The organism is Dietzia kunjamensis (genome assembly GCF_045689975.1).
In the GTDB taxonomy this organism is placed as follows: Bacteria; Actinomycetota; Actinomycetes; order Mycobacteriales; family Mycobacteriaceae; genus Dietzia; species Dietzia kunjamensis.
The window spans coordinates 957843-977867 of sequence record NZ_CP143297.1 but is presented as its reverse complement, the minus strand read 5'-3'; the positions used below and the strand labels follow the sequence as shown (position 1 = coordinate 977867).

General features: G+C 70.3%; 19 protein-coding genes. 4 read left to right on the top strand and 15 right to left on the bottom strand.

The genetic code is table 11. The features are described from left to right. Positions 1-62 precede the first annotated feature (62 nt). The 7 genes from VZF99_RS04580 to clpS form a co-directional block, all read right to left on the bottom strand. Positions 63-680, bottom strand: a complete 618-nt coding sequence (locus tag VZF99_RS04580) for a non-canonical purine NTP pyrophosphatase (protein WP_120286375.1) — start codon at positions 678-680, stop codon at positions 63-65. Between the two features lie 2 nt (positions 681-682). Continuing rightward, positions 683-1468, bottom strand: coding sequence for a ribonuclease PH (gene rph / locus VZF99_RS04575; RefSeq protein WP_132062084.1), 786 nt, complete (start codon positions 1466-1468; stop codon positions 683-685). A 308-nt stretch (positions 1469-1776) separates the two neighbouring features. Beyond that, positions 1777-2556 carry an MBL fold metallo-hydrolase gene (locus VZF99_RS04570; RefSeq protein WP_120286391.1) on the bottom strand — a complete coding sequence of 260 codons (780 nt, stop codon included), beginning with the start codon at positions 2554-2556 and terminating at the stop codon, positions 1777-1779. A 73-nt stretch (positions 2557-2629) separates the two neighbouring features. Beyond that, positions 2630-3445: a glutamate racemase gene (gene murI / locus VZF99_RS04565; protein WP_120286392.1), complete on the bottom strand. Its 816-nt coding sequence runs from the start codon at positions 3443-3445 to the stop codon at positions 2630-2632. Continuing rightward, entirely contained in the window at positions 3442-4131 is a 690-nt protein-coding gene (locus VZF99_RS04560; RefSeq protein ID WP_120286377.1) for a rhomboid family intramembrane serine protease, read from the bottom strand. Before VZF99_RS04560 ends, murI begins: the two co-directional genes overlap by 4 nt. 10 nt (positions 4132-4141) lie before the next feature. Next, positions 4142-4762 (bottom strand): DUF2017 domain-containing protein, encoded by a 621-nt coding sequence (locus VZF99_RS04555; protein WP_120286378.1) that lies wholly within the window; start codon positions 4760-4762, stop codon positions 4142-4144. Between the two features lie 4 nt (positions 4763-4766). Further along, positions 4767-5111, bottom strand: coding sequence for an ATP-dependent Clp protease adapter ClpS (gene clpS / locus VZF99_RS04550; RefSeq protein ID WP_096907308.1), 345 nt, complete (start codon positions 5109-5111; stop codon positions 4767-4769). 53 nt (positions 5112-5164) lie between these two features. Here clpS and VZF99_RS04545 point away from each other — a divergent pair, with 53 nt between their 5' ends. Beyond that, positions 5165-6514 carry a nicotinate phosphoribosyltransferase gene (locus tag VZF99_RS04545; RefSeq protein WP_407335791.1) on the top strand — a complete coding sequence of 450 codons (1350 nt, stop codon included), beginning with the start codon at positions 5165-5167 and terminating at the stop codon, positions 6512-6514. A 136-nt stretch (positions 6515-6650) separates the two neighbouring features. Then, the gene (locus tag VZF99_RS04540; protein WP_069389762.1) at positions 6651-8759 is read left to right on the top strand and encodes an ATP-dependent DNA helicase; all 2109 of its coding nucleotides are present in this window, start codon (positions 6651-6653) and stop codon (positions 8757-8759) included. A 19-nt stretch (positions 8760-8778) separates the two neighbouring features. On the opposite strand, the gene VZF99_RS04535 is transcribed toward VZF99_RS04540, so the two are convergent. The 3 genes from VZF99_RS04535 to ctaD all read right to left on the bottom strand — a co-directional run bounded on the left by VZF99_RS04535 (position 8779) and on the right by ctaD (position 12698). Further along, positions 8779-9579, bottom strand: coding sequence for a peptidyl-tRNA hydrolase (locus VZF99_RS04535; protein WP_244200909.1), 801 nt, complete (start codon positions 9577-9579; stop codon positions 8779-8781). Further along, positions 9576-10805 (bottom strand): phosphoserine phosphatase SerB, encoded by a 1230-nt coding sequence (serB, locus tag VZF99_RS04530; RefSeq protein ID WP_120286380.1) that lies wholly within the window; start codon positions 10803-10805, stop codon positions 9576-9578. The genes VZF99_RS04535 and serB overlap by 4 nt, the downstream gene beginning before the upstream one ends. Positions 10806-10937: 132 nt before the next feature. Continuing rightward, complete coding sequence (gene ctaD / locus VZF99_RS04525) at positions 10938-12698, bottom strand: cytochrome c oxidase subunit I (protein WP_407335789.1); 1761 nt, start codon at positions 12696-12698, stop codon at positions 10938-10940. Positions 12699-12952: 254 nt separating this feature from the next. Between ctaD and VZF99_RS04520 the strand changes: the two genes are divergently transcribed. Then, complete coding sequence (locus VZF99_RS04520) at positions 12953-14089, top strand: ABC transporter substrate-binding protein (protein ID WP_407335788.1); 1137 nt, start codon at positions 12953-12955, stop codon at positions 14087-14089. 85 nt (positions 14090-14174) lie between these two features. On the opposite strand, the gene nrdF is transcribed toward VZF99_RS04520, so the two are convergent. The 5 genes from nrdF to ykgO all read right to left on the bottom strand — a co-directional run bounded on the left by nrdF (position 14175) and on the right by ykgO (position 18898). Next, positions 14175-15191 (bottom strand): class 1b ribonucleoside-diphosphate reductase subunit beta, encoded by a 1017-nt coding sequence (gene nrdF / locus VZF99_RS04515; RefSeq protein ID WP_067712425.1) that lies wholly within the window; start codon positions 15189-15191, stop codon positions 14175-14177. 55 nt (positions 15192-15246) lie between these two features. Beyond that, positions 15247-17328 (bottom strand): class 1b ribonucleoside-diphosphate reductase subunit alpha, encoded by a 2082-nt coding sequence (gene nrdE, locus VZF99_RS04510; protein WP_067712491.1) that lies wholly within the window; start codon positions 17326-17328, stop codon positions 15247-15249. Positions 17329-17396: 68 nt separating this feature from the next. Continuing rightward, entirely contained in the window at positions 17397-17843 is a 447-nt protein-coding gene (gene nrdI / locus VZF99_RS04505; protein ID WP_096905852.1) for a class Ib ribonucleoside-diphosphate reductase assembly flavoprotein NrdI, read from the bottom strand. A gap of 60 nt (positions 17844-17903) precedes the next feature. Beyond that, a complete protein-coding gene (locus tag VZF99_RS04500; RefSeq protein ID WP_096905853.1) occupies positions 17904-18134 on the bottom strand; it encodes a redoxin NrdH in 231 nt (76 codons plus the stop codon). A 641-nt stretch (positions 18135-18775) separates the two neighbouring features. Continuing rightward, positions 18776-18898 carry a type B 50S ribosomal protein L36 gene (ykgO, locus tag VZF99_RS04495; RefSeq protein ID WP_003852698.1) on the bottom strand — a complete coding sequence of 41 codons (123 nt, stop codon included), beginning with the start codon at positions 18896-18898 and terminating at the stop codon, positions 18776-18778. A gap of 246 nt (positions 18899-19144) precedes the next feature. Here ykgO and nadE point away from each other — a divergent pair, with 246 nt between their 5' ends. Next, entirely contained in the window at positions 19145-20014 is an 870-nt protein-coding gene (nadE, locus tag VZF99_RS04490) for an ammonia-dependent NAD(+) synthetase (RefSeq protein ID WP_317470550.1), read from the top strand. The last annotated feature ends 11 nt before the right edge of the window (positions 20015-20025 follow it).

Genomic DNA, 20025 nt, shown 5'->3' with positions numbered 1-20025 from the left:
CCCTCTCGGGCGACGTGTGCGGAACGTCCTTCTCGTCGAAGTGATGTCCGGCCGGGGTGCTGTCAGCCGCGTTCGGCGAGCACGCGCAGGGCCGGAACGAGGGCGCGCAGGGCACGGCCGCGGTGTGAGTCCGCGTCCTTCTCCTGCGGGCTGAGCTCGGCTGCCGCACGATCCGACCCTTCGGGCAGGAACAGCGGGTCGTACCCGAACCCGCCCTCCCCGCGCGACTCCCGCAGCACGCGCCCCGGCCAGCGACCCTCCTCGACGACCTCGCCGGGCACGCCCGGTCCGACCAGCGCGCACGCCGAGACGAATGCCGCCCCCCGGCGCTCGTCCGGGACGTCGGACAACTGCGCGAGCAGGAGTTCGTTGTTGGCGGCGTCGTCGCCGTGGCGTCCGGACCAGCGGGCCGAGAGCACCCCGGGCATCCCGTTCAGGGCGTCCACCGCCAGTCCCGAGTCGTCCGCCAGGCACGGCAGGCCGGTCGCCAGCGCACCGGACCGGGCTTTGATCAGCGCGTTGTCCGCAAAGGTGGCGCCGTCCTCGGGCTCCTCCGGGTACTCCGGCACCTCGTCCAGTCCCACCGGCTCGATGCCGACGATCCCCGCCGACTCCAGCACCCGGCGCAGCTCGGCCAGCTTCTTGGCATTACGGCTCGCGACCACCAGGCGAACGGTCACGACTACCGCCCCCGGTTCCGTGCGGCCGGCGGCGAGGGCAACTCGCCCGGGTACGGCGCCGCGAGGGCTTCGCGCTGTATCTCGAAAAGTCGCTCGCAGCCGGCCTGCGCCGAGTCGAGCATCGCGTCCAGCAGGTCGCGGCCGAACGCCGCGCCCTCGGCGGTCCCCTGGACCTCGATGAGCTTGCCTCCGTCGGTGCACACCACGTTCATGTCCACCTCCGCCCGCGAATCCTCCTCATAGGGCAGGTCGCACAGGACGCGGCCGTCGACAACGCCGACGCTCACCGCGGCGACCGCCCCGGTGAGCGGGTTGCCGGTGACCGCGCCCTTGGCCTGCAGCCACGTGATCGCGTCCGCCAGGGCCACGTACGCGCCGGTGATCGCCGCGGTCCGTGTCCCGCCGTCGGCCTGCAGGACGTCGCAATCCAGCGCGATCGTGTTCTCCCCCAGCGCGGACAGGTCGATGCAGGCCCGCAGGGAGCGGCCCACCAGACGGCTGATCTCGTGGGTGCGTCCGCCCACCTTGCCGCGGACCGACTCCCGGCCCGAGCGTTCGTGGGTCGCGGCCGGCAGCATCGCGTACTCCGCCGTCAGCCATCCCAGGCCCGAACCCTTGCGCCACCGCGGCACGCCCTCGGTGACGCTGGCCGTACACATGACGCGGGTCTGCCCGAAGGTGACGAGGACCGACCCCGCCGGGTGCGAGGTGAATCCCCGCGTGATGGTCACGTCACGCAGGTCGGCGTCGCCGCGTCCGTCTGCTCTGCTGATGCTCGATGAGGTCACGACCGCCGATCCTAGCCGCCGGACGCCCGCGCCTGAGGGGCAGGCGGCGTGGGTGGGGCCGGCGGACGCCTCCTGCCGAGGTGCCGCCGGTGAGACGCCGACGCTCACGCCGCCGGACTGACCTATGCGCTCCCTTTGGTCCATTCGCGCAGCTCAACCCCGGCGTTTGCGTGCATTCCCCCAGCACAAGCCGGGAGTGGCCCACAAGCCAGGAGCGGCCGGGAGGGGCCGTGGGCGGGAGGGGGCCGGGGGCGGGAGGGGGCCGGGGCCATGCCGGTGGCCGGGGCGCCTTCTAGCCGACCCGCCTCCTAGACGGTGATCCGCAGATCCGGCTCCGCCAGCAGGATCTCCCCGCCGAACTCGGCGGCCGCCTCCGCGTGGACCGCCTCGCGGTCCACCCACGGCGGGATGTGGGTCAGCACGAGACGACCCACGCCGGCGCGGTGAGCGGTCAGGCCCGCCTCCGCCCCCGACATGTGGATGCCCGGCGGGCGTCCCTCCTCGTGCGTCCAGGACGCCTCACAGAGCAGGACGTCCGCGCCGACCGCCAGCTCGACCAGGGCATCGCAATAGGCGGTGTCGCCGCTGTACGCCAGGACCCGGCCGCTACGGGAGGTCAGGCGCAATCCGTACGACTCCGGAGGATGCTCCACCCGGTCGGCCCGCACGCGCAGGGCCACCTCGTCGTCGTCGCCCCTCATCTCCACCTCGGGCGCGACGTCCCACGTGGCCACGTCGAACGTGTCCGACAGGTCGTCGACCGTCCCCGGCTCCTCCGCCGACGCCACCCCGATCCGGTAGGCCGTCCCGGACGGCCCGACCAGCGGCACGCGGCCCGCGCCCTTCGCACCGGGGCCGAAGCGCCGCAGGACCAACAGACTCGGGACATCCAGGCAGTGGTCGGCGTGGAGGTGGGACAGCAGGACCGTCGCGTCCTCGGGGGCCACGTGTCGTTGCAGTGCGCCGAGGACACCGGGCCCCATGTCGATCACCACGGGGGCGAGACCGTCGACCTCGACCAGATACCCGGACGCCGGCGAGGTGGGTCCACCGATACTTCCCGAGCACCCGAGGACAGTCAGAAACATGGGCACCATCGTGCCACGTCGCACCGCGTGTCGTGGTGTTCGCGGCTGTGCCCGCGATGCGTGTCACCGTCCATCAGTCCGCCACCGCCCGCCCGACGGTCACCAGACCGGGGCCGAGGAACCGTGACGCCACCCGGCGGAAGGCGTCGGGATCACCGGTGACGAGGTACTCGTGGGTCGCCGGCTCGGCCGCGTCGTGCGGCCGCAACAGGTCCTGCGCGGTGAGTACCCGCAGCACGTCCTTGGCGGTCTCCTCCGCGCTCGAGACCAGTGTGACGTGGTCCCCCGCCGCCAACTGCACCACACCGGACAGCAACGGGTAATGAGTGCACCCGAGCACCAGGGTGTCGACGTCGGCGTCGCGGATCGGAGCGAGATACGCCTCCGCCAACCCGAGCACCTGACGGCCACTGGTGATGCCGCGCTCGACGAACTCGACGAACTTCGGACACGCCACCGACGTCAGCTCGATCCCGGCGGCCGCAGCCACCGCGTCGTCGTACGCCCGCGACGCCACCGTCGCGCGGGTGGCGATGACCCCGATCCGGCCCGACCGGGTGGTGGCCACCGCGCGCCGGGCCGCCGGCTGGATGACCTCCACGACCGGTACCGGGTAGCGCTCGCGGGCGTCGCGGAGCATCGCCGCCGACGCCGTGTTGCACGCGATCACCAACACCTTGACCCCGCGGTCGACGAGTTGGTCCGCCACCGCGAGGGCGTGCGCCCGGACCTCGGCCAGCGGCAACGGACCGTACGGCCCGTTGGCGGTGTCACCGACGTAGACGACCGACTCGTCGGGGAGCTGGTCCACGATCGCCCGGGCCACCGTCAGACCGCCGGCGCCCGAGTCGAACACCCCGATGGGAGCCTGCGGGTCGGGGCGCGTCACCTCCGCGGTCCGGCGGACCACCGCGGCTGGGTGGCGAGCTGTTGCTGCGGTTTCCGGTCGCGCTTGAGGCCGTACGCCGACGCCACGCCGCCGATCGCGCCCCCGAGATGGCCCTGCCAGGACACCCCGTCCAGCATCGGCGACAGGCCCGCCAGCGCCTCGAGCCCGTAGTAGAAGCCGATGACCAGTCCGATCACCAGGTGCAGGATGCGCCGGGAGAAAAAGCCCCGGACGATGACGTAGAAGATGTAGCCGAACACGATCCCGGAGGCCCCGATGTGGACGGTCCCGGTGCCGCCGAGCAACCAGGACACCACTCCCGAGATCAGCCACGACACGAGGGTGACGGTGACCAGCGGCCGGATCCCGGACAGGGCGATGATCGACCCCAGCACGAGCAGGGCGATCGAGTTACCGATCAGGTGCGCCCAGTCCCCGTGCAGCAACGGCTGGAACACGATGCCGAGCAGCCCGTCCGTCGCCAGCGGCTGGACCCCGTAGCCGTCGAGGGTCTGCTGGGGTCCGATCGCCGCGATGATCACCTGGTCCGCCGCCTCGACCACCCACATCAGGGCGACGAACGACCACAGCAGGACCAGGGCCGGCCAGCGCCGCGGCCCCGGGTCTACCGGGCGGGTCGGGCCGGCGCCGGTACCCGGCCACGGCGAACGGGGGTCTCGGTTCACGATGTTCTCCTCACTGCCCGTCGAGGGCCGTGCACAGGGAGTCCTGCATGAAGGTCAGCCAGTGGTACACGTCCAACTGGGCGGACCGGGGGTCATCGTCGGGCACGTACTCGGGGATGTCGGTGGCGGCGACCCCGTCGGACGAGCCCGCCTCCAGCAGGACCGCGCCCAGCCCCAGTCGCACATCATTGAGACACCGCATCCACGAGTTCGCCTGCTCGAGGGTCAGCGAGACCGTCCCGCCCCGCGACGGCAACGAACGCAACACCACGCCCGCGCAGCCGAGTTTCGCGTCGATGATCGCCGGCTCGTGGATCATCCGCATGCCCGAGTTGTGGGCCCGCGCGACGGCCGCCCCGTCCGTGTCGGACCCGTCCGCACGGTCGGCCGCCTCGGGGCGGTGGAAGTCCGGCAACAACCGCGCCAGGGGCGCCTCGGCGGGCACCTGCGAGTGGCCGCTGCGCATCCCGGTGATCTCGGCCAGCTCATCGCGCGGGGCGGAGTCCCGGCGCTGTTCGAGCATGTCCACCACGTTGGAGACCAGGGCGTGCAGGATCTGCACCTCGTGGTTCTCCATGACCGACTTGATGCGCGCCCCACCGAGGGACGCCTTGCGCTGCCACGCCTTCACCGCCTCACGCCTCCCGCTGCATCGTGGCCCACAGTCCGGCCTCCTGCAGCTTGCGGACGTCGTTCTCGACCTTGTCGCGGCTGCCGGACGACACCACCGCCCGACCGTCGTTGTGGACCTTGAGCATCAGGTCATGCGCCTTCTCCCTGCTGTAGCCGAACACCCGCTGGAACACGTACGTCACGTAACTCATCAGGTTCACCGGGTCGTCCCAGACCACGGTGAGCCAGGGGCTGTCCACCCCACCGTCGAGGTCCGCGTCCGTGGACTCCACGGGCGCGGCCGACGGCATCGCCATCACCGGGGCGGTGCTCCGGACGGCCGCAAGCGGTGTCGTCACAGGGTGCATGGAACCCAGGATACGGATTCCCGCCGGGTAGGCCACGCCGTAGAGTCGCCCTCGTGACCCCGCCGACTCCCTCCCATGTCACGCCCCCCACCGGGCGACCGTCCACCGCCCTGCTCACGGACAAGTACGAGCTCACCATGATCCGGGCGGCCCTGGCGGACGGCACCGCCGACCGGCCGTGTGTGTTCGAGGTCTTCGCGCGACGCCTGCCCTCCGGCCGTCGGTACGGGGTGGTCGGCGGCACCGGTCGGCTCCTCGAACGCGTGGCGGACTTCCGGTTCGACGACGAGGAGATCGAGGCGCTGTCGGATTCGCTCGACGAGCGGACCACCGACTGGCTCCGCGACTTCCGCTTCACGGGTGACGTCGACGGCTACGCGGAGGGCGAACTGTTCTTCCCCGGCTCGCCCGTGCTGAGCATCCGGGGCGGGTTCGCGGAGTGCGTCGTACTCGAGACCCTGGTCCTGTCCGTGCTCAACCACGACAGCGCGATCGCCTCCGCCGCCGCGCGGATGACCTCCGCGGCGTACGGCCGCCCCATCATCGAGATGGGGTCCCGCCGCACACACGAGGAAGCAGCGGTCGCCGCGGCCCGGGCCGCCTACCTCACCGGGTTCGACTCCACCTCCAACGTGGAGGCGACGCGTCGGCACGGGGTGCCCTCCGCCGGGACGTCCGCCCACTCGTTCACCCTGCTGCACACCGGCCCGGAGGGTCCGGACGAGGCGGCCGCCTTCCGCTCGCAGGTGAAGACCCTCGGTGCGGACACCACCCTCCTGGTGGACACCTACGACATCGCGAAGGGCGTGGCGACGGCGATCGAGGTCGCCGGGCCCGGACTCGGCGGCGTCCGCATCGACTCCGGGGACCTGGGGGTGCTCGCCCGCCAGGTCCGCGGTCAGCTGGACGCCCTCGGCGCCCGCGACACCCGGATCGTGGTCTCCGGGGATCTCGACGAGTACGCGATCGCCGCTCTGCGCGCGGAGCCGGTCGACGTGTACGGCGTCGGCACCCGGCTCGTGACCGGCTCGGGCGCCCCGACCGCCGGCATGGTCTACAAACTCGTCGAGGTCGACGGGATCCCCGTGGCCAAGCGCTCCGCCCAGAAGGAGTCCCTGCCCGGCGCCAAGCGGGCGGTCCGCCACCACCGCCGCTCGGGCACCGCCGTCGAGGAGGTGCTGCTGCCGTGGTCCGGGGACGCCCCCGGGGAGCCCGGTCTCGAGACGCGCGATCTCATGGTCCCGCTGATCCGGGGCGGCGAGACCGTACCCGGGCTCCCGACCCTCGAACAGTCACGCGCCCACCACGCCGCCGTGATGGTGTCCCTGCCGTGGGAGGGGCTCGCGCTGAGTCAGGGCGACCCCGCCATCCCCGTGAGGGTCATCCCCCCGGCCACCCGCTGAGCGGAGCAATCGGTCGACCGCCGACGCACCCGGGTGGCCCCCGAGCCGGCCGGGCCTGCCTCCGAGCCGCCCGGGTCTGCCCCCGAGCCGCCCGGCGGCCCGGGCCACTGTCCGGTGCGGCCGCTAGGGTATCCGCGTGACCGACTCGCTCCCTCCCGTCTCCGACCTGCTCGCCACCGCGGTCGCGGGCCTGGGCGGCAGCGAACGCACGGGCCAGGTGACGATGGCCGAGGCCGTGGGCAACGCCCTGGCGACGGGGGAACACCTCGCCGTCCAGGCCGGCACGGGCACCGGTAAATCCCTGGCCTACCTGGTGCCGGCGCTGCGCCACGCCGTGGCCACCGGGAACACCGTGGTGGTCTCCACCGCGACCATCGCGCTGCAGAACCAGTTGGTCGACCGCGACCTGCCGCGCCTGTCCAAGGCGCTCCGCCCGGAACTCGGCGTGAGTCCCTCCCACGCGATCCTCAAGGGCCGGGGCAACTACCTGTGCCTGCACCGGGTGAGCTCGGGGCCGGTCGACGAGGCCGACCCGGAGGAGGTGGAGACCGAGGAACTGTTCGACCTGCCCCTCGGCGGCGAGTCCACGGCCGCGCGCACCCCACGTGAGGCCACCCCCCGGGACACCGGCCCGAGCTCGTGGCTGGGCCGCGAGATCGCCCGCCTGCACGACTGGGCGCAGGACACCGACACCGGCGACCGCGACGACCTGCCCCGCGGTGTCTCCGACGCGGCGTGGCGGCAGGTGTCGGTGACCAGCCGCGAGTGTCTGGGCCAGGTCTGCCCCGAGTTCTCCGAGTGCTTCGCCGAACTGGCCCGCCAGGAGGCCGGCCGCGCCGACGTGGTGGTGACCAACCACGCGCTGCTCGCGATCGACGCCATGACCGATGTCTCCGTGCTGCCCGAACACGACGCGGTGGTGATCGACGAGGCCCACGAGCTGTCCGACCGGGTGACCGGGGTGACGACCGCCGAACTCACCGGCGCGGCCGTGATCCAGGCCGCGCGCCGGGCGGCGAAGCTCGTCGACCAGCAGACCGCGGACCGCATGGTCGCCGCCGGGGAGGGCCTCGCGACGCTGCTGGAGATCTGTCCCGAGGCGCGATGGGACCTCATGCCCGAGGGCGCGGACCTCGCGCTGGCCGCTGTCCGCCACACCGCCGAGAACTGTCGCAGCGCGGTCCCGGGTCCCAAGCCCGGAGAGGCCGCCGGTGACCCACAGGGTGCCTCCGACCGTCAGAAGACCCTCGCCGCGCTGGACGAGATCGCCGACGCCGCGGACCGCATCCTCTCCTCGTTCGAGCGGCCGGTCACCGAGCGCCTCGAGATCGTGTGGATGAGCGTGGAGGACCGGCGTGGACGGATCCTGCGCGTCGCTCCCCTGTCCGTCGCCGGGCTCCTGCGTGCCCGCCTGTTCGCCGAGTCCACGGTGATCCTCACCTCCGCGACCCTCACCACGGGCGGGAAGTTCGACGGGCTCGCCGCCACCTGGGGACTGCCGCCCGCCTCGTCGGCACGCCCGGACACGGCGAGCGCGGTGTCGCTCGAACCGCCCTCCGACGACGACGCGAGCGCACTGCGGTGGACGGGCCTCGACGCGGGATCCCCGTTCGACTACCGCCGCAACGGCATCCTCTACGTGGCAGCTCACCTCCCCGCGCCCGGCCGGGAGGGCCCGTCGCCCGCGGCCGAGGAGGAACTGGTCGATCTCATCACCGCCGCCGGGGGCCGCACGCTCGGACTGTTCTCGTCGATGCGCGCGGCGAAGGCGGCAGCGGAACTGCTCCGCGAACGACTCGACACCCCCGTCCTCTGCCAGGGCGAGGACTCCACGGCCAACCTCGTCGCGACGTTCGCCGACGACGAGGAGACGACCCTCGTGGGCACCCTGTCGCTGTGGCAGGGCGTCGACGTCCCGGGACGGACCCTGTCGCTGGTCGTGATCGACCGCATCCCGTTCCCCCGTCCCGATGATCCGCTGCTCTCGGCGCGTCAGCGTGCGGTGGCGGCCCGCGGGGGGAACGGGTTCCTCGCCGTCGCCGGTAACCACGCCGCCCTCCTGCTCGCCCAGGGCGTGGGCCGGCTGCTCCGCCGCACCGAGGACCGCGGCGTGGTGGCGGTGCTCGACTCCCGTCTGGTCACCGCGCGGTACGGCGGATACCTACGCGCTTCGCTGCCGCCGTTCTGGCAGACCACCGACAAGGACGTCGTGACCGGCGCCCTGGAGCGCTTGCGCGACGCCTGAACGCTCCCCGGGGCGCCGCTCAGGCGTCGACGGCGATGACCGTGAGCGACCCCGGCGCCACCTCGGTGTAGCCGGCGTCCACCACCGCGGCGACTCCCGGTGTCCCGGCGGCCACCGCCTCGGCCAGGTCCCGCCACCGGGAGGGATCGGCTTCGCGGACGGCGACCGGGAGCCCGTCGGCCAGCCAGCGATCGAGACGATCGCGTTCCATCGCGGCGATGAGCAGCATGACCCCGTGGCCGACCTGCGCCGCTGCCTTTCCCGTCGACATCTCGAGCGCACCGTCGATCCACACCGCCGGCGTCCCCTCGGGCGGCGCGCCGGGCTCGTCACGCTCGAGGTCGGTGCCGCCGATCTGCAGTCTGGCCAGCCGCGGGTCCACCTCGTCCACCGGGCCGGGGACGAACGCCCGAGCGGCGGCGCCGTCGATCTCCCGCGTCACCCCGGGGACCTCGAGCGAGGCCCGCCACTGGGCGCCGCGGGCACGTCGGGCGATCTTGCGCATGCGGGCGTCCAACCACGCGGCGTAGGCCTCGTGCCACGGCCCTCCCGGCGCGACCCGTTCGTCGAGGCACAGCGCCGCGACCGCGCCGGCCACCGACTCGAGCAGCGGGGTCCGGGCCGGCGGGTCCGCCTTGGGCAGGTGCAGCACGATCGGCATCGACCGAACGGTCGCACGATCCTCGGGGTCCTCGGCGCCGGCCGAGCCCGCCCGGAGTCTGGCGTGGCACCAGTCGAGTGCGGCACCGGTCGCCGGGCCGCCGTTCGCGGGCGCATCGAGCTCGGGAGCGCCCTCCCCCACCCCGGGCGCGCCGGTCACGTCAGAGGGACGCGGCGGTACGTCCCGGCGGCGGTGTCCGCGGCCTCGATCTCGTCGCGGGTGATCCCCAGCACGAACAGCACGGTGTCGAGGAACGGTTTGGACAGCGACGCGTCCGCCACCTCGCGGAGGGCGGGCTTCGCGCAGAACGCGATCCCCAACCCGGCGGTGGTGAGCATGTCGATGTCGTTGGCGCCGTCACCGACCGCGACGGTCTGGCTCAGGGAGATGCCGAGCTCGTCGGCGAACTCGCGGAGGTAGGCGGCCTTCGCCTCGCGGTCCACCACCTCGCCGACCACCCGGCCGGTGAGCGTGCCGTCCACGATCTCGAGGGTGTTGGCGCGGGCGAAGTCGAGTCCCAGCTCCTCGGCGAGGCCGGAGATCACCTGGATGAAGCCGCCGGAGACCACCCCGCAACGGATCCCCAGCCGCTTGAGCGTGCGGATGGTGGTGCGGGCACCGGGCGTGAGCACGATGCTCGAGGCGACCTCGTCCAGCACGGTGGCGGGCAGACCTGCCAGCGTCGCGACACGCTCGTGCAGGGACTGGGCGAAGTCGAGCTCTCCGCGCATGGCACGCTCCGTGACGGCCCGGACCTCGTCCTCCTTGCCCGCGTGCGCGGCGAGCATCTCGATCACCTCGCCCTGGACGAGGGTGGAGTCCACATCGAACACCACCAGTCGCTTGGACCGACGGCCGAGCCCGGCCCGGTCCACCGAGATGTCGACGCCGTGGGCGTCCGAGAGGGGGGCGAGGGTCTCGCGCAGGCGGGCATCGTCGGCCGAGTCCCGGCCGGCGGTGGACACGTGCAACTCGATACCGGTGACCGGGTAGTCGGCGATCCCGCGGATCGTGTCGATGTTCGCGCCGATGGAGGCCAGCGAGCCGGCGACGGCCGAGAACGCGGAGGCCGGGACGGGGCTGCCGAGAATCACGACCGCGTGCGTCGAGGGCGGGGCCGCGGGGGCGATGTCGTCGAACTGGACCTCGAGTTGCATCCCGAGGTCGTGGACCTGCTCGGTGAGCTCCCGGACGACGGTGACCACATCGGCGCCGTCGTCCACCCGGACCATGAGACCCAGGGACAGATGGCCGTTGACGACGACCTGCTCCACGTCGACCAGATCGGCGTGGTGGGACGCGAGAACGGACATCACCCGCGCGGTCACGCCCGGGCGGTCGGGCCCGGTGACGGTGAGGAGAGCCGGGGTGCCGGTGGTGCTCACATGTACTCCTGACAGGTGATCGGGGAGGGCGGTGCTGGTGTTGCGGGGCCTGACAAGCGGAAACCCCGCCGGTGGACGAGCCGCCGACGGGGTTCCCGGGACCTACGCCCGTGGGTGAGTACGGGCGGGCGGTCAGCCCTTCTGCGGGGATGGTCCCCGGTCGGCCACATCCTTGGCCGAGTCCGGGTCCTGTGCCTTGACCCGTCCACCGACGTGGGCTTCCGCACGCATCCGCTCGCTCATGTGCGGGTAGTGCAGCTCGAACGCGGGGCGCTCGGAGCGGATCCGGGGCAGCGTCACGAAGTTGTGGCGCGGCGGCGGGCAGGAGGTCGCCCACTCGAGGGAGTTGCCCGCGCCCCACGGGTCGTCGACCGTGACGATCTCCCCGTAGCGCCAGCTCTTGATGATGTTCCAGATGAACGGCAGCATCGCGATGCCGAGGATGAACGAACCGACGGTGGAGATCTGGTTGAGGACCGTGAAGTTGTCCGAGTCCAGGTAGTCGGCGTACCGGCGCGGCATGCCCTGGTTGCCCAGCCAGTGCTGCACCAGGAACGTCGTGTGGAAACCGATGAAGATCAACCAGAAGTGGATCTTGCCGAGCCGCTCGTCGTACATCCGGCCCGTCATCTTGGGGAACCAGAAGTACACGCCGGCGAACGTGGCGAACACGATGGTGCCGAAGAGCGTGTAGTGGAAGTGCGCCACGATGAAGTACGTGTCCGAGATGTGGAAGTCGATCGGCGCCGAGGCCATCATCACGCCGGTCAGACCGCCGAAGAGGAAGGTGATGATGAAGCCGAGGGCGAACAGCATCGGCGTCTCGAACGTCATCTTGCCGCGCCACATCGTGCCGATCCAGTTGAAGAACTTCACGCCGGTCGGGACCGCGATGAGGAACGTCATGAAGGAGAAGAACGGCAGCAGCACCGCGCCGGTGACGTACATGTGGTGCGCCCACACGGCCATCGACAGTGCGGCGATCGCGAGGGTCGCGAAGACCAGGCCCGCGTAGCCGAACAGCGGCTTGCGGGAGAAGACCGGGAAGACCTCGGAGACGATGCCGAAGAACGGCAGCGCGAGGACGTACACCTCGGGGTGACCGAAGAACCAGAACAGGTGCTGCCACAGGATGGCGCCACCGTTGCCCGGATCGTAGATGCGACCGCCGAACTGCCGGTCGTAGAAGACGCCGAGCGCGGCCGCGGTGAGCAGCGGGAAGATCAGCAGGATGAGGACCGACGCCACGAGGATGTTCCACGTGAAGATCGGCATCCGGAACATGGTCATACCCGGTGCGCGCAGGCAGATGATGGTGGTGACGAAGTTGACGGCACCGAGGATGGTGCCGATACCGCCGATGCCGACCCCGAGGATCCAGAGGTCCGCGCCGACGTTCGGCGAGTGGATCTTGTCCGCCAGCGGCATGTACATGGTCCAGCCGAAGGACGCCGCGCCACCGGGGGTCAGGAAGCCGGAGAGCATGATCGTGCCGCCCGCCGCGAACAGCCAGAAGCCGAACGCGTTGAGGCGCGGGAACGCCACGTCGGGGGCGCCGATCTGCAGCGGCATGATGTAGTTCGCGAACCCGACGACGATCGGGGTTCCGTAGAGCAGCAGCATCACCGTGCCGTGCATGGTGAACAGCTGGTTGAACTGCTCATTCGACAGGAACTGCATACCCGGGAAGAAGAGCTCCGCCCGGATGAGCAGCGCCATGAGGCCGCCGGCGAAGAAGAAGATGAAGCAGGTGACGATGTACATAATGCCGAGCAACTTGTGGTCGGTCGTCGTCAGCATCTTCCACACGAACGAGCCCGGCCGGGCATCACCCGTGGGTTCACCCGGCGGGTGGTCGAGTTCGTGGACCGGCTTGGGGGCCACTGCGGTCATAAGGGTCCTCCTGAACGCCTCACCCGACGTCGCGGGTCGAACCACCGACCCCACGTCGAACGCATAGGAATAGTGCGTGACCGCAATCCTAACCCCCGCCTGAGAGAGACGCCCACCCGCCCCGTCGAACTCGTCACCGGTGGTCACCCCCGCTAATCACGCCGTGGTCCGGCACGCCGGGACGGGCACCCGCCGCCCGCCCGCCACCTCCGCATGAGCGGCCCTTCTCGGCCGATCTCCTAGGCTGTTGTCCCATGACCGATTCCGTGACCGCCCCCCGCCGACACCCCGCGCGGGGGTATGCCCGGCGCGCCGTCAGGGCGGCGGTCCCCCTGGCGGCCGGGCTGACGCTCGTGGCGTGTGGCCCCTCCCCCGTCGACATGGTCGAGCACCCGATGACGACTACCCCGTCGCGGATGGCCGGCGAGGAGTTGCAGCGCTCGGCAGAGCCGGAGGAGTCGTGCGCCCCGGCACCGTTCCCCGCGGAGTTCCCCGGGCCGGGTGACCGCAGGGTCCCCACGGAGGGGCCGGGTCCGGACCGGGTGGAGGTGCCGCGGTCGCCGGAGAGGATCCTGGCGCTCGGCACAGGCGCGGTGGACACGGCCTGCGCCCTCGGGCTGCAGGACCTCGTCGTCGGCACGTCCGGCCTACCCGACGGTGCGGACGTCTACCTGCCCGACTCACTGACCGGACTCCCGACGGTCGGGCCCCTCGTCGGCGCGGACGCCGACGAGGTCGCGCGGGCCGCGCGGGAACTGCGTCCGGACCTCATCGTGCTGGCCGGGTCGGACGAGGTGGACCCGGCCGTCGTCGCCGCCGTGACTGATGTCGCCCCCACCGTGGTCTACGACGCCGACATCGTCGACTGGACGGAGGCCACCGAGGCGATCGCCGACGCCTACGGTCGGCCCCGCGCCGGCGGCGATCTGCTGCTGGATGTGATCGAGCGGGCGCAGCGCACCGCCGACGCGACCACCCCGTCGGACACCCGGGTCTCCCTGGTGTCGGTGACCGGAGGGGACGGTGACGGCGTGGAGGTGCAGCGGCCGGACACGCTGGGCTCCCTGATGCTCGAGGCCGTGGGTGCCGAGCGCCCCCCTGCGCAACGCACGCGCGACGGCGAGCGCCTCCCGCCCCTGCCGCAGTCCCCGGCCGTGGGTGACGAACTGGACGGGGATGTGATCTTCGCGGTGGTGGGAGGCGGGCCCGGCTCCGAGGACGAGGCGCGGGAGGTCTTCGCCTCGGACAGGTGGACGGACCTCGACGCCGTGGGATCGCAGCGCGTGTTCGTGGTGGACCGTGCCGTGTGGGAGGGCGCGGGCCCGGTGGCGGCGCGGGCGGTCCTCGACGACATCCGGGGCTCGATCAACGGGGTCGCACCGGACGGGTAGCCAGCAGTCCCTCCACGACAGTGGATCGACGACGCCCCTGCGACCGTGTTCGGTCGCAGGGGCGTCGTGGGTCAGAACCGGTACGTCAGAAGTCCCAGTCCTCGTCCTCGGTGGCCTCGGCCTTGCCCATGACGTACGAGCTGCCGGAGCCGGAGAAGAAGTCGTGGTTCTCGTCGGCGTTGGGGCTCAGGGCCGACAGGATCGCCGGGTCGACGTCGGTCTCGTCCTTCGGGAACATGCCCTCGTAGCCCATGTTCATCAGCGCCTTGTTGGCGTTGTACCGCAGGAACTTCTTGACGTCCTCGGTCCACCCCACCGGATCGTAGAGATCCTCGGTGTAGTCCGCCTCGTTGTCGTACAGCTCGAACAGCAGCTCGAAGGTGTAGTCCTTGAGCTCGTCCCGCTCTGCCTGGGTGACGTGCTCGAGGGCGCGCTGATACTTGTACCCGATGTAGTAGCCGTGCACCGCCTCGTCGCGGATGATGAGCCGGATGACGTCGGCGGTGTTGGTGAGCTTGGCCCGCGAGGACCACCGCATGGGCAGGTAGAAGCCCGAGTAGAACATGAACGACTCGAGCATCACCGAGGCGATCTTGCGCTTGAGCGGATCGTCCCCCGCGTAGTAGCCGAGCACGATCTTTGCCTTCTTCTGGAGGAAGGGGTTCTCCTCCGCCCAGCGGAACGCGTCGTCCACCTGCGGCGTCGAGCACAGCGTGGAGAAGATCGTCGAGTAGCTCTTGGCGTGCACCGACTCCATGAACGCGATGTTGGTGAGCACCGCCTCCTCGTGCGGGGTCGACGCGTCGGGGATCATGCTGACCGCGCCGACCGTGCCCTGCAGGGTGTCCAGCAGGGTCAGGCCGGTGAAGACGCGGGTGGTGAGCTGCTGCTCGTACTCGGTCAGGGTCTGCCACGACGGGATGTCGTTGGAGACCGGCACCTTCTCCGGCAACCAGAAGTTGGTGGTGAGCCGGCCCCAGACCTGATCGTCGACCTCGTCGGGGACGCGGTTCCAGTTGATGGCCGACACCCGGTCGACGAGCTTGGGCTGGATGCCGGCGGCGGGACTGTGGGATCCCGGAGCGTGCAGCTCGGCGGTCATCGGATCTCCTCCTGGTGGCGTGTGGGATTCGGGACGCGGGCCTGCGGCCGGGCGGTCAGAGCATGCACGAGACGCAGCCCTCGACCTCGGTGCCCTCGAGCGCGAGCTGACGCACGCGGATGTAGTACAGGGTCTTGATGCCCTTGCGCCACGCGTAGATCTGGGCTCGGTTGACCTCACGGGTGGTGGCCGTGTCCTTGAAGAACAGGGTCAACGACAGGCCCTGGTCCACGTGCTGGGTGGCCGCCGCGTACGTGTCGATGATCTTCTCGTAGCCGATCTCGTACGCGTCCTGGTAGTAGTCCAGGTTGTCGTTGGTCAGGTAGGGCGCCGGGTAGTAGACGCGCCCGATCTTGCCCTCCTTGCGGATCTCGATCTTCGACGCCACGGGGTGGATCGACGAGGTCGAGTTGTTGATGTAGCTGATCGACCCCGTCGGCGGCACGGCCTGGAGGTTCTGGTTGTAGATGCCGTACTTCTGCACGTCGGCCTTCAGCGCGCGCCAGTCCTCCTGCGTGGGGATGGTCACCTCGGCCTCGGAGAACAGCGTTCGGACCCGGTCGGTGGCCGGCTCCCACACCTGGTCGGTGTACTTGTCGAAGAACTCACCCGAGGCGTACTTCGACTCCGGGAACCCGGCGAACCAGGTCCCGCGCTCCCGCGCGATCGCGTTGGACGACCGGAGCGCGTGGTAGAGCACGGTGTAGAAGTAGATGTTGGTGAAGTCGACACCCTCCTCGGATCCGTAGTGGATCCGCTCACGCGCGAGGTAGCCGTGGAGGTTCATCTGCCCCAGGCCGATCGCGTGCGACTCCGAGTTGCCCCGCTCGATCGAGGGCACGGAGTCGATGTGGGTCTGGTCGGAGACCGCGGTCAGTCCCCGGATCGCCGTCTCGATGGTCTGACCGAAGTCCGGCGAGTCCATGGCCTTGGCGATGTTGAGCGAACCGAGGTTGCAGGAGATGTCCTTGCCCACCTCGGAGTAGCTCAGGTCCTCGTTGAACTCCGAGGCCGTGGAGACCTGGAGGATCTCCGAGCACAGGTTGGAGTGCGTGATCTTGCCGGCGATCGGGTTGGCCCGGTTCACGGTGTCCTCGTACATGATGTACGGGTAGCCGGACTCGAACTGCAGCTCGGCGACGGTCTGGAAGAAGTGCCGGGCGTTGATCTTGGTCTTCTTGATCCGGCTGTCCTCGACCATCTCGTGGTAGTGCTCCGAGATGTCGACGTCCGCGAAGGGCTTGCCGTAGATCCGCTCGACGTCGTACGGCGAGAACAGGTACATGTCGTCGTTGCGCTTGGCGAGCTCGAAGGTGATGTCCGGGATCACCACGCCCAGGGAGAGCGTCTTGATGCGGATCTTCTCGTCCGCGTTCTCACGCTTGGTGTCGAGGAACTTGAAGATGTCCGGGTGGTGCGCGTGCAGGTACACGGCGCCGGCACCCTGGCGGGCCCCGAGCTGGTTGGCGTAGGAGAACGAGTCTTCCAGCAGCTTCATCACGGGGATGACGCCCGAGGACTGGTTCTCGATGTGCTTGATGGGCGCGCCGTGCTCACGGAGGTTGGACAGCAGCAATGCCACGCCACCGCCGCGCTTGGACAGCTGCAGCGCGGAGTTGATGCTGCGGCCGATGGACTCCATGTTGTCCTCGATGCGCAGCAGGAAGCACGAGACGGGCTCCCCGCGCTGCTTCTTGCCGGAGTTGAGGAACGTGGGGGTGGCGGGCTGGAATCGACCGTCGATGATCTCGTCCACCAGCTGGCGGGCCAGCACCTGGTCGCCGGCGGCGAGGGTGAGCGCCACCATGCACACGCGGTCCTCGTAGCGCTCGAGGTAGCGCTTCCCGTCGAAGGTCTTGAGCGTGTACGAGGTGTAGTACTTGAACGCGCCGAGGAAGGTCGGGAAGCGGAACTTCTTGGCGTATGCGTGGTCGAACAGTTCGCGGACGAAGTTGCGCGCGTACTGGTCCAGCACCTCGCGCTCGTAGTAGTCCTTCTCGACCAGGTAGTCGAGCTTCTCGTCCAGGTTGTGGAAGAAGACCGTGTTCTGGTTGACGTGCTGGAGGAAGTACTCCCGCGCCGCCCGGCGGTCCGCGTCGAACTGGATCTTCCCGTCCGCGTCGTAGAGGTTGAGCATCGCGTTGAGGGCGTGGTAGTCGAGACGCTGACCGTCGCCCGCCTCTCCCGCGGCGATGCTCTCGGGGTTCACGGTTGGTGCTGCCAAAACTCTTCCAATCCCTCTCGGACGCGGATGACGTCCTCGTGTGTGCCCATCAACTCGAAGCGGTAGAGGTACGGGACCCCCACCTTCTTGGCGATCACGTCGCCGGAGCGACCGAAATCCCGTCCGAAGTTGGTGTTGCCGCCGGCGATGACTCCCCGGCAGAGACTTCTGTTGTGCGCGTTGTTGAGGAACGCGACCACCTGCCGCGGGACCGCGGCTCCGTTCTTGCCTGTGATCTCGAGGCTTCCCCCGTAGGTCGGAACGATCAGAACATACGGGTCCGACACCGTCGGGACGGGCTCGGTCCTCCGCACCGGGATACGCAGTGCGGGGAGACCGAGCCGGTCGACGAATCGTTTGGTGTTCTCGGAGATATTGGAGAAGTAGACGATCCTCACCGGCTTCTCGGCCGGTATCGGAGCCGCCATCGCCGCCCCCTTGTCGAAGGAATCCTGGTGTTACCGCGCCGTCGGACTACGACCGCGCAGTCAGGCCGCCACGGAGGCGAGTGCCTTGATGCGGTCCGGGCGGAAGCCGGACCAGTGGTCGGAGCCCGCGACCACGACGGGCGCCTGGAGGTACCCGAGCGCCATGACGTACTCCCGAGCCTCGTCGTCCATCGAGATGTCGATGATCTCGTACTCGATGCCCTGCTTGTCGAGCGCCTTGTAGGTGGCGTTGCACTGGACGCAGGCGGGCTTGGTGTAGACGGTGACCATGTGTCTCAGGACCTCTTTCGGCACGGCGCCCGGACGGCGCGAGGGGCTCTTCTCGTAGCGGCCTCCCGGGCCCGGGCTCTCGCCCGGCCTGTGGATGACCGCGGTGTCTGTCGGGGGTCACGGTCCGAATCCCACGAGTGACATTCATTGGGGCCGCAACGCTTCTAGACACTACCCCTAGTGGCCAGCGAGTCAATCGACCACAACATTTTGGTCTTACATCGCTGGTATTCCCAGGTCGCGATCCCGCCCTGTGGACACCGTGGGCCCCCGGTGGGAACCCCGTCCCCGGACCGTCGAACCGGCGCCGCGCACACCTACGGTCGCACGCCGATCACCGTCCCGGAGCGGCGGGTCGACATCCCACAGGGCCTCCCCAGAGACCCCACAGATTGTCCCCACGCCCTCCACAAGTACGTGGATGATCGTGCGTCCGGGGCGTGGACGGATGTGGCGGGCCCGGGACGGTTCACCGCCGGGTGCGAGCGGTCACGGCGAGGCCGCGGGGCGCGCGGTCGCGAGGCCGCGGGGTCGCGGGGCGCGCCGGGGAGGCCACGACGACGAGGGGACGACGACGAGGGCCCGCCGCCGGCGAACCGGTGGCGGGCCCTCGAGGGTGCGTGAGGACTCACGCGGAGATGTCAGCCCTGGCGGGCCTTGAAACGGGGGTCCTTCTTGTTGATCACGTAGACCTTGCCGCGACGACGGACAACCTGGGCGCCCGGCTTGTTCTTCAGCGACCGAAGGGACTTGCGGACCTTCATCTGGCGCTCCTTAGGCTCTCGGGGCGGCCGCTATGGCCGCCGACACGACTGGGGATCACTGTGCGACACGCCCGTCCCGGAAGGCCGGATGTACGACACACAACTGGTCCATCGTAACGGACTGCACGACCAGAACTCCAACCGGCGACGGAGGACGCCCCGCCCGCACCCCGCCCGCCTCCGGGTACTCGCGGCCACCGGCGGAGATGTCACGCGGTCGTCACACGTGGTTCCTATGCTGACGCCATGACCGAGACCACGACAGACCGCGCTGCTGCCCTGCGCGCCGCCATCATCGCCGAACTCGGCGTCCGTCCCGACATCGATCCCGCGGAGGAGGTCGAGTCGCGGGTCACGTTCCTGGCCGCCTACCTCCGTTCGACCCCCGCCACGGGCTTCGTCCTGGGGATCAGCGGCGGGCAGGACTCCACCCTGACCGGCCGGCTCTGTCAGCTCGCCGCGGAGCGACTCCGGGACGAGGGGATGTCGCGCGCCCGGTTCGTGGCGATGCGCCTGCCCTACGGCGAACAGTCCGACGAGGCCGACGCGCAGGCGGCCCTCGAGTTCATCCGTCCGGACGAGAGTCTCACGGTGGATGTCCGCCCCGCGTCCGACGCCGCCTCCGAGGCCGCCTCCGCCGCACTCACGGCTCTGCCCGACGAGGCGGGGCCGCTCCGTGACTTCGTCCGCGGCAACGTCAAGGCGCGTGAGCGGATGATCGCCCAGTACGCCGTGGCCGGGCAACTGAACCTCCTCGTCGTCGGCACCGACCACGCCGCCGAGGCGGTCACCGGCTTCTTCACCAAGTACGGCGACGGCGGGGTCGACCTGACCCCCCTGACCGGTCTCACCAAACGACAGGGCGCGGCGCTGCTACGCCACCTCGGCGCGCCGGACTCCACCTGGCGCAAGGTCCCCACCGCCGACCTCGAGGACGACCGGCCGGGCCTGCCCGACGAGGTCGCCCTCGGCGTGACCTACGCCCAGATCGACGATTACCTCGAGGGCCGCGACGGCGTCCCGCCCGAGGCGTCCGCGCGGATCGAGCAGCTGTTCCTGGGCTCGCGCCACAAGCGCACGGTGCCCGCCACCCCGCTCGACACGTGGTGGCGCTGACCGGTCCGCGA